The sequence below is a fragment of the Mesorhizobium yinganensis genome (assembly GCF_040081985.1).
GTDB lineage: Bacteria > Pseudomonadota > Alphaproteobacteria > Rhizobiales > Rhizobiaceae > Kumtagia > Kumtagia yinganensis.
Map to the genome: position 1 here is coordinate 40,827 of NZ_JBEBMH010000006.1, position 9,064 is coordinate 49,890.

Annotated in this window: 10 protein-coding genes; 6 read left to right on the forward strand and 4 right to left on the reverse strand. The window is 65.1% G+C overall.

Features of this window, described 5'->3' with window-relative positions:
- Window positions 1–7: 7 nt before the first annotated feature.
- From ABMA59_RS13620 to ABMA59_RS13640, 5 genes are all read left to right on the forward strand, one after another.
- On the forward strand, window positions 8–1,474 hold the full coding sequence (locus tag ABMA59_RS13620) for a YcjX family GTP-binding protein (RefSeq protein WP_349005908.1): 1,467 nt from the start codon (window positions 8–10) through the stop codon (window positions 1,472–1,474).
- Window positions 1,471–2,580, forward strand: coding sequence for a YcjF family protein (locus ABMA59_RS13625; protein WP_349005909.1), 1,110 nt, complete (start codon window positions 1,471–1,473; stop codon window positions 2,578–2,580). The genes ABMA59_RS13620 and ABMA59_RS13625 overlap by 4 nt, the downstream gene beginning before the upstream one ends.
- 120 nt (window positions 2,581–2,700) lie before the next feature.
- Window positions 2,701–3,246 carry a hypothetical protein gene (locus tag ABMA59_RS13630; RefSeq protein WP_425475913.1) on the forward strand — a complete coding sequence of 182 codons (546 nt, stop codon included), beginning with the start codon at window positions 2,701–2,703 and terminating at the stop codon, window positions 3,244–3,246.
- Between the two features lie 120 nt (window positions 3,247–3,366).
- Complete coding sequence (locus ABMA59_RS13635) at window positions 3,367–5,199, forward strand: monovalent cation:proton antiporter-2 (CPA2) family protein (RefSeq protein ID WP_349005910.1); 1,833 nt, start codon at window positions 3,367–3,369, stop codon at window positions 5,197–5,199.
- A gap of 10 nt (window positions 5,200–5,209) precedes the next feature.
- Window positions 5,210–5,749 carry a DUF924 family protein gene (locus tag ABMA59_RS13640; RefSeq protein WP_349005911.1) on the forward strand — a complete coding sequence of 180 codons (540 nt, stop codon included), beginning with the start codon at window positions 5,210–5,212 and terminating at the stop codon, window positions 5,747–5,749.
- A 7-nt stretch (window positions 5,750–5,756) separates the two neighbouring features.
- On the opposite strand, the gene folK is transcribed toward ABMA59_RS13640, so the two are convergent.
- On the reverse strand, window positions 5,757–6,284 hold the full coding sequence (folK, locus tag ABMA59_RS13645) for a 2-amino-4-hydroxy-6-hydroxymethyldihydropteridine diphosphokinase (protein WP_349005912.1): 528 nt from the start codon (window positions 6,282–6,284) through the stop codon (window positions 5,757–5,759).
- Between the two features lie 203 nt (window positions 6,285–6,487).
- On the opposite strand from folK, the gene ABMA59_RS13650 reads away from it, so the two are divergent.
- Window positions 6,488–7,108, forward strand: coding sequence for a DUF922 domain-containing Zn-dependent protease (locus tag ABMA59_RS13650; RefSeq protein WP_349005913.1), 621 nt, complete (start codon window positions 6,488–6,490; stop codon window positions 7,106–7,108).
- A gap of 13 nt (window positions 7,109–7,121) precedes the next feature.
- Here ABMA59_RS13650 and ABMA59_RS13655 read toward each other — a convergent pair whose 3' ends face one another.
- The 3 genes from ABMA59_RS13655 to ABMA59_RS13665 form a co-directional block, all read right to left on the reverse strand.
- Entirely contained in the window at window positions 7,122–8,147 is a 1,026-nt protein-coding gene (locus ABMA59_RS13655; protein ID WP_349005914.1) for an NAD(P)/FAD-dependent oxidoreductase, read from the reverse strand.
- A 72-nt stretch (window positions 8,148–8,219) separates the two neighbouring features.
- Window positions 8,220–8,540 (reverse strand): 2Fe-2S iron-sulfur cluster-binding protein, encoded by a 321-nt coding sequence (locus tag ABMA59_RS13660; protein WP_349005915.1) that lies wholly within the window; start codon window positions 8,538–8,540, stop codon window positions 8,220–8,222.
- Between the two features lie 97 nt (window positions 8,541–8,637).
- Window positions 8,638–8,988: an Hpt domain-containing protein gene (locus ABMA59_RS13665; protein WP_425475914.1), complete on the reverse strand. Its 351-nt coding sequence runs from the start codon at window positions 8,986–8,988 to the stop codon at window positions 8,638–8,640.
- Between the last annotated feature and the right edge of the window lie 76 nt (window positions 8,989–9,064).

The window sequence follows — 9,064 nt, forward strand, 5'->3', positions numbered from 1 at the left end:
ATCCGGCTTGGCGTCACTCACCAGTTTCACCGACGAGGCGCGGATTGCGCTGGACACATTCGCCGGCCGCGCGACTGCCATGTTCTCGTCTCCTTCGCTGCGCCTCGGCGTCACCGGCCTGTCGCGCGCCGGCAAGACAGTGTTCATCACCGCCCTGGTCCACAATCTGATCCATGGCGGGCGGCTGCCGCTGTTCGAGGCGCGCAAATCCGGCCGCATTTCCCGCGCCAGGCTCGAAGAGCAGCCCGACGACGCGGTGCCGCGCTTCCAGTATGAAGACCACGTCGAGGCGCTGGTGAATGCCCGCATCTGGCCGGACTCGACACGGGCCATTTCGGAGCTTCGCCTGACGGTGGAATACGAGTCCGCATCCGGCTGGAATCGCATGTTTTCCAGCGGGCGGCTCGCCATCGACATCGTCGATTATCCCGGCGAATGGCTGCTCGACCTGCCGCTGCTGGGCAAGGATTTTCGCGAATTCTCGAAAGAAGCCGTCGATCTCGCGGCCCTGCCCGTGCGCGCCGACCTCGCCGCCCAATGGCGGGAATTGGCAGCGGCCGCCGATCCGGATGCCGAGGCGGATGAAATGACGGCGCGTCGCCTGGCCAAAGCCTTTGCCGGCTATCTGAAAGCCTGCAAGCTCGACGAACGTGCCTTGTCGACCCTGCCGCCCGGCCGCTTCCTGATGCCCGGCGACCTCGACGGCTCGCCGGCGCTTACCTTTTCGCCGCTGGTTCTCGGCGATGCAAGGGCCGCGCGGCCAGGGTCGCTGCTGGCGATGATGGAACGCCGCTACGAAGCCTACAAGACGCATGTGGTGAAACCGTTCTTCCGCGAGCATGTCGCGCGGCTGGACCGGCAGATCGTGCTGGTCGACGCCTTGCAGGCCCTCAACGCCGGGCCCTGGGCGATGGCGGACCTGGAGCGCGCGCTGGGTGAAATCCTCGCCTGCTTCCGCATCGGGCGCGGCGGGTTCCTGACCGATTTCTTCTCGCACCGCATCGACCGCATCCTTGTCGCCGCGACCAAGGCCGACCATCTGCACCACGAGAGCCACGACCGATTGCAGGCGATCGTCAAGCGCATCGCCGACCGCGCGGTGAAGCGGGCCGACCTGACGGGTGCGGAGGTCGACGTGCTTGCCATGGCGGCGGTCCGGGCGACCCACGAGGGTACGGTGAAACAGGGACGCGAGGAACTGCCGGTGATCATCGGCACGCCGCTGAAGGGCGAGACCATCGGCGACGAGGTTTTCGACGGCAAAACCGAGACGGCGGTCTTTCCAGGTGACCTGCCGGTCAGAATCGATTCGGCGTTCGAGACGGCTTCCGGAAACCCCAACGAGAATGCCATCCGCTTCGTCCGCTTTCGCCCGCCGAAGCTGGAGCGGACGGCTGACGGAATGACCTTGTCGCTGCCGCACATCCGGCTCGATCGCGCCATGCAATTCCTGCTGGGGGATCGTCTCGCATGACCCGAAAGCCCGCATCGTTCCGCCTGTCCAGCGAACCGTCCGATCCGCCGGCTGCCGCCCCGCAACCGGCTTCCGCTGTGAGACCGGCCACCACCGAACAACCAGCCCGGCCGAGACCGCCGCGCGCGCTGAAAGCCGAGGAGGCGTTCGTGCTGCCGGCCGAGACCGATTTCTTCTCCGAACCGGAAGCCGCCGCCGGCGACCCGCCGCCTGCCACGGCGCCAAAGAAACGCTCATGGCCGGCGACGATCTTCGGCACCGCCTTCGGCATTCTGGTCTCGCTCGCCATCGGCCTGTGGACGGACCAGTTGATCCGCGACCTGTTCGAGCGCGCCGAATGGCTGGGGTGGGTGGCGGCTGCGGCGGCGGCGGTGGCTCTGCTCGCGCTGATCGTCATCTTCGCCCGCGAAATGCTCGCACTGTCGCGGCTTTCGACGATCGGGCATCTGCGCGATGCCGCGACGGAAGCGATACGGCAGGACGATGCCACGGCTGCCCGAAAAGTCGTCGCCGAACTCACCACGCTGGTCGCCGCCAACGCCGAGACCGCCGCCGGCCGTAGGGCGCTGGCCGACCTGAAAGGCGAGATCATCGACGGCGCAAATCTGATCCGGCTCGCCGAAGCGGAGATCCTGGGCCCGCTCGATGCGCGAGCCCGCTCCATGATCCTCGACGCCGCCAAGCGGGTGTCGATTGTCACCGCCGTCAGCCCGCGCGCGCTGGTCGACCTCGCCTATGTCGTGTTCGAAGCGGGCCGGCTGATTCGCCGCCTTTCGGAACTTTATGGCGGACGGCCGGGCACGCTGGGCTTTTTCCGGCTGGCGCGCAGCGTGCTCGCGCATCTGGCCGTCACTGGCGCCATCGCCGCCGGCGACGATTTCGTCCACCAGATCGTCGGCCAGGGGCTGGCCGCGCGGCTTTCCGCGAAACTCGGCGAAGGCGTGGTCAACGGCACGATGACGGCGCGAATCGGCATCGCCGCCATGGAGACGGTGCGGCCCCTGCCCTTCACAGCTCTGAAACGTCCGAAGCTGACGGATTTTCTTGCCGCGCTCGCTTCCTTCACCAACAGCAAGGCAGCCGGAAAAGACATGTCCGGCAAGTGAGGCGACGCCGCCTCGTCGGCCCTCCGATCGGTCGAAAACCCGCCTGTGAAGGAAAGCATTAACCAATCTTGGTCATGGTCGCACATAGCAAAGCAGCCTCTTGTGCGTGGACAGTCCTCGATGAAGTTCGTGTCTTTTTCCGCCGTTTCGATGATCCTCGCAGCGGCCGCCGTCACCCTGCCCGCAACCGGCGCCTCCGCCGCCGACCGCGACAAGAAGTTCTTCGAATCGGTGGAGGGAAACTGGGCTGGGCCGGGCGAGATCGTCGCCGGCAAATACAAGGGCACAAAATTCAACTGCACCTTCGCCGGCAAGACGCCCGGCAACAAGCCCGGCATGGTGCTGGACGGCAGTTGCCGCGTCGGCGTTTTCACGCAGAAGATGACGGCGTCCATCGAGCACAAGGCCGGTCGCTACCAGGGCACCTTCCTCGACGGGGCGGAGGGCAAGGGGCTCGACATCATTTCCGGAAACGTCGTCGAGAGTGGCCAGAAGGTCGTGCTGGCGATCAACCGCAAGCAGCTCAACGGCATCATGCAGGCCCGGCTCGCCAGCGACAACACCATGAACGTCACCATTTCGGTGCGTGTCGAGAAGCAGCTCGTGCCGGTTATCGGCGTCAGCCTGAAGCGCCTGGACACCACCGCCGTCGGCTCGATCGACTGATTTTATGGATCGGCGGATCGCCGTCCGCGTCCATCCGGCACTGGCACAGCGCAACCCAAATCCCTATCGTAGCGGCTGACGGGGCCAGCCGGTCCTGTGCGAGCGCGTACGGGAAAGCACATGGCGGTTGAGAACTCTGGCAGCGACCTCATTCAAGTTGTGGCGCTGCTGGCGGCGGGTGTTGTCGCCGTGCCGATCTTCAAGCGCATCGGGCTGGGGTCGATCCTCGGTTATCTCGCGGCTGGCGTGGTCATAGGCCCGTTCGGCCTCGGCATTTTCTACGAATCGGAAGCGATCCTCCACGTCGCCGAACTCGGCGTGGTGATGTTCCTGTTCATCATCGGACTAGAGATGGAGCCGTCGCGGCTCTGGAGCCTGCGGCGCGAGATTTTTGGCCTCGGCGTCTTCCAGGTCGGGCTCTGCGCCGCCCTGCTCACAATGGTCGGCATCGTGACGGGTTTTCCGGTCGCCGCCTCCTTCGTCGCCGGCGCGGGTTTCGTGCTGACGTCCACCGCAATCGTCATGCAGCTTCTGGAAGAGCGCGGCGACATCGCGACGCCGAAGGGCCAGCGCATCATCTCTGTGCTGCTGCTGGAGGATCTTGCGATCGTGCCGCTGCTGGCGCTGGTCGCCTTCCTGGCGCCGGGCGGCGAGCATATGGGCTGGACGGAGCGGCTTGCCGGCATCGCCATCGGCATGGGCTCGATCGTCGGCCTGATCGTTGCCGGACGCTACCTGCTCAATCCGTTCTTCCGCATCCTTGCCGAATCCCGCGCCCGCGAGGTGATGACGGCCGCCGCGCTGCTGGTGGTGCTGGGATCGGCGCTCGCGCTGCAGCTCGGCGGGCTGTCGATGGCGATGGGCGCGTTCCTCGCCGGCGTCATGCTGTCGGAATCGACCTTCAAGCACCAGCTCGAAGCCGACATCGAGCCGTTCCGCGGCATCCTGCTCGGCCTGTTCTTCATGGCCGTCGGCATGTCGCTGAACCTCGCCGTCGTGTGGGCGGACTGGCGCCTGGTCGCCTTCTACGTCATCGCCTACATGATTATGAAGGCGGTCGGCATCTACGTCGTGGCGCGGCTGCTCGGGGCCGGCCACCGCGAAGGTCTGGAACGCGCCGTGGTGATGGCGCAGGGCGGCGAGTTCGCCTTCGTGCTTTATGCGGCGGCCTTTTCGGAAGGCATCATCAGCGTCAATGAAAGCGCGGTGCTGACGGCGATCATCATAGTCTCCATGGTGCTGACGCCGCTGGTGATCATCGCGATGCGCCGGCTGACGCCGCGCGAGACCCAGTCGCTGGAAGGCGTCGACATAGCCGACGGGCTGACCGGCAGCGTGTTGATCATCGGCTTCGGCCGCTTCGGCCAGATCGCCAGCCAGCCGCTGCTGCTACGCGGCATGGAGGTGTCGATCATCGACAACGACGTCGAGATGATCCAGGCGGCGGCCGATTTCGGCTTCAAGGTCTATTATGGCGACGGCACGCGGCTCGACATATTGCATGCGGCCGGCGCGCATCAGGCGCGGGCCGTGCTCGTCTGCGTCGACAAGGGCGACACGGCGATCCGCATCGCCGAACTGCTCAAGTCGGAATTCCCGATGGTGCCGGTGCTGGCGCGCGCCTACGACCGCGGCACGACGATCTCGCTGATCAAGGCCGGCGTGGATTTCCAGCTTCGCGAGACTTTCGAGTCGGCGCTGCTGCTCGGCGGCGAGGCGCTGCAAACGCTGGGCGCCGAGGACGAGGATGTCGCGGAGGTCCTGGCCGACGTGCGACGCCGCGATGCCGAGCGGCTGGAACTGCAACTTGCCGGCGGGCTGCAGGCAGGGCGCGGCCTGATGAAGGGCAACGCGCCGGTGCCGGCTCCGCTGGCGCCGCCGAAGCGGCCGGGCCAGGCCATGAACCCGGAGACCGCCGACATTCTTGCCCAGACCGCCGGCCAGAAACTTTGAGGAACCAGCGATGATAGCGACGGCGCGCGAAGTCGTGAATTTCTGGCGCGAGGCCGGGCCGGAAAAATGGTTCGAAAAGAACGACGCCTTCGACGTCGCCTTCCGCGAGCGCTTCATCGATACCCATGAGGCGGCGGCGCGGGGCGATCTGGATAGCTGGGCGGATAGCGCCGAAGGATCATTGGCGCTGCTGATCCTGCTCGACCAGTTTCCGCGCAATTGCTTCCGCAAGACCCGGCGCATGTACGCGACCGATCCACATGCGCGACGCATCGCCCGCGATGCGATGGCCGCCGGCTACGACCGTACTTTCGAAGGGCCGATCCGGGTCTTCTTCTATCTGCCTTTCGCCCACTCGGAGAATATCGCCGACCAGCAAGAAGCAGTCCGGCTAAACACGCTGATGGGCGAGGAGTTCGCCAAACATGCGCGGGGTCACCGCGACATCATCGAAAAGTTCGGCCGTTTCCCGCACCGCAATTCCATTCTCGGCCGCGACACGACGCCGGAGGAGCAGGCGTTTCTGGATCAAGGCGGCTTCGCCGGCTGACGCGGGATCAGCCTTCCGGCACTTCTTTCCACCAGTCCCGGCCGGACGGCAGGCGTTCGATCCCGGCACGGTCGAGCGCGTCGAGATGGAAGGCGATCGGCTTGCCGCCGATCTCGAGGTTGGGCGCGATCTCCGCCAGCGGCACCAGCACGAAGGCGCGCTCGGTCATGCGCGGATGCGGGATGTCGAGGCCGGGTTCGTGCAGGCTGAGCTTTCCGAACAGCAGGACGTCGATGTCGATCAGCCGCGGCCCCCAGCGCTCGCGGCGCTCCCGCTTGAGCCGGCGCTCCGCGTCGAGGCAGAGGTCGAGGAAGGCGCGCGGCGCCCTGTCCGTGCGGATCTCGGCGGCGCTATTGAGGAAATCGGGTTGGTCGAGCTTGCCCCAGGGGGGCGTGCGGTAAAGCGACGAGACGGCGACGACCTCGGTGCCGGCATCCGCGTCGAGCAGGCGCAACGCTTCGCCCATGGCATCCGCCGGGTCGCCAAGATTGCCGCCCAAGCTCAGGAAAACATGATCGCTCTGTGTGGCTGACAAGCCTCACCTCTATGTGGTCAAAAGATGCGTCGGCATAACGTTGCTGGCGGCGCCGAGATGCTTCGATTACGACAGGTCAGGCGGCGTATCGCACGCTTCGGCATCTAACCACATGGAAGGAAGAGCACATATTGGCCTTTATCCTATGCTCGCTCTTCGGCGTTCTTCGCGGCCGCCCGACTCGGGGCGGGATCAATGGCAAGATGCCGAAACGAATCCTGGCACCGATAACAGCGCTGGCCCTCTGCGTCTCCGCGGCAAACGCGGCCACCGTTTCCAGGACCTACAGCTATTTCTCGATCGGCGGCGGTACGCTCGACGAGATAGAGGCAGAGCTTGGGAAATACGGACCGCATGTCGAAAGCTCCGGCCAGAGGCATCCCGGCGCGACGCAGATGAAGTTTTCGATGCGCGTCAGCTATGCCGAGGACGAAAAGCGGTGCCGCATCGTCAAGGCGAATGTCAGCGTCAAGGCCAACGTCATCCTGCCCAAGTGGCGCCGACCGAAGCGCGTGGACAGCGACGTGCGGCTGATATGGGACACACTGAGCGCCGACATCAAGCGCCACGAGGAAAGCCACGTCATCATCGCGAAGAACCACGCCCGGGAACTGGAAGACGGACTGCCCTCCATCGTTGCCCCGAACTGCGCGGAAGCCGCCGCCGAAGCCAAGGCGATGATGGCAAAGGTGCTCGTCAAACTCGAGAAGGCGCAGAACTATTTCGACAAGGTTGAGGCCGCCAACTTCGAACGCCGCCTGCTGCGCCTGCTGATCTATCGCCTGCAGCGCATCGAGGCGTATCAGAAGGCGAAAGGAAACTGAGCGGGAGGCGCGATCAGGCCACGCCCAGCTTCTTCTGCAGGCTGGTCGAAGACGTCGTGTACTGGAAGACGACGCGCTCGCCCGGGCTGACGATGCGCTTGGCCGCTTGCGTCATCAGCGCTGCCTCGTGGAAACCGGAGAGGATGAGCTTCAACTTGCCCGGATAGGTGTTGATGTCGCCGATGGCGAATATGCCGGGCACCGACGTCTCGAATTTCTCCGTATCGACCGGGATCAGGTTCTCATGGAGATTGAGGCCCCATTCGGCGATCGGCCCGAGTTTCATCGTCAGGCCGAAGAACGGCAGCAGGCGTGTGCACGGCACCTCGACGTCGCCGTCCAGTCCCTTGACGGTCGCCGATGAGAGTTTGCCGTCCGCGCCCTTCAATCCGGTCACCTGGCCGACGAGGAATTCGAGCTGCTTCATCTCCTGAAGCGCATACATCTTGTTGACGTTGTCCGGTGCGGCCCGGAATTCGGGCCGGCGATGCACCAGCGTCACGCTTCTTGCCAGCGGCTGCAGGTTCAGCGTCCAATCCAGCGCGGAATCCCCGCCTCCGACGATCATCACGTCATGGCCGCGGAACTCCTCCATCCGGCGTACCGAATAGAACACGCTTTCCTGTTCGTAGGCCTCGATGCCGGGGATCGGCGGGCGCTTCGGTTGGAACGAGCCGCCGCCGGCGGCTATCACCACGACCTTGGCCTCGAACACCTCGTTCTCATCGGTGGTGACGCGAAAACCGCCGCCGTCGAGCTTTTCCAGCCCCGTCACCATGCGGTTGAAGCTGAAGCCGGGCTTGAACGGCGCGATCTGCTCCATCAACCTGTCGACCAGCCCCTGCGCGGAGACGATCGGATAGCCGGGAATGTCGTAGATCGGTTTTTCCGGATAAAGCTCGGCACATTGGCCGCCCGGCCGGTCGAGGATGTCGATCAGGTGGCACTTCATGTCGAAGAGGCCGAGTTCGAAGACGGCGAACAGCCCGACCGGCCCTGCCCCGATGATCAGAATGTCGGTGCGCGTCGGCTCTGGCATTGGCTGGCTCCCGGCTTGCGGCCCTGTCGAACCCGTCGTCGCGGCCTGGTGACAGGCCGCGGCTAACGGAGCCTAACCTTGCCTCTCGGGAACGCTCACCACAAGCCCGTCCAGTTCGCTGCGCACCTTGATCTGGCAGGAAAGCCGCGAATTCGGGCGGACGTCATAGGCGAAGTCCAGCATGTCCTCTTCCATGGATTCCGGCTCGCCGACGATATCGGTCCAGGCCTCGTCCACATAGACATGGCAGGTCGCGCAGGCGCAGGCGCCGCCGCATTCCGCCTCGATGCCCGGCACGGCGTTGCGGATGGCGTTTTCCATCACCGTCGAGCCGTTTTCGGCATCGACCTCGAAGCGGGTGCCGTCGAAGGCTAAATATGTCAGCTTTGTCATGATCTGTTCCGGCTGCCTGAACAGCCGACATAATCACTGTTGCGCCCGAGTCAACAGAGCGGCGTTTTCGCGCAGTCTGGAACGATCCGGGAGCGGCCTAGCGGCAGATCGCCGCCACGAAGTCGCGCGCCTCGTCGATGAGCTTGGTCAGCTTGCGCTTGGCCTGCGGATCGTTGGGCTCCGCCTCGATTGCCGCTGCACATTCTGCAATCGCGAAAGCGCCGACACCGCTCGCCGCGCCGCGCAGGCCATGGGCGAGCTGCCGGCATTCCTCCGGCTCGGCGTGGGCTATGCGTTCGCGCACCTGTTGGGTCTGGTGCACGAACAGGCCGAGCACTTCCTGTTCCAACGCCCGGTCGCCCATGGTCTGCCGCGCCAGATGCACCAGATCGATCGGCCTCCCACGCGCCGGGACCGACGCCTCGCCGCCGGGCATCGAGAATGCCACGGCATTTTCCTTGTTATCAAACATGCTTGGTAGGACCCCGGCAAACTTCGGCGCAGTCGCGCATCGTATCGCATAT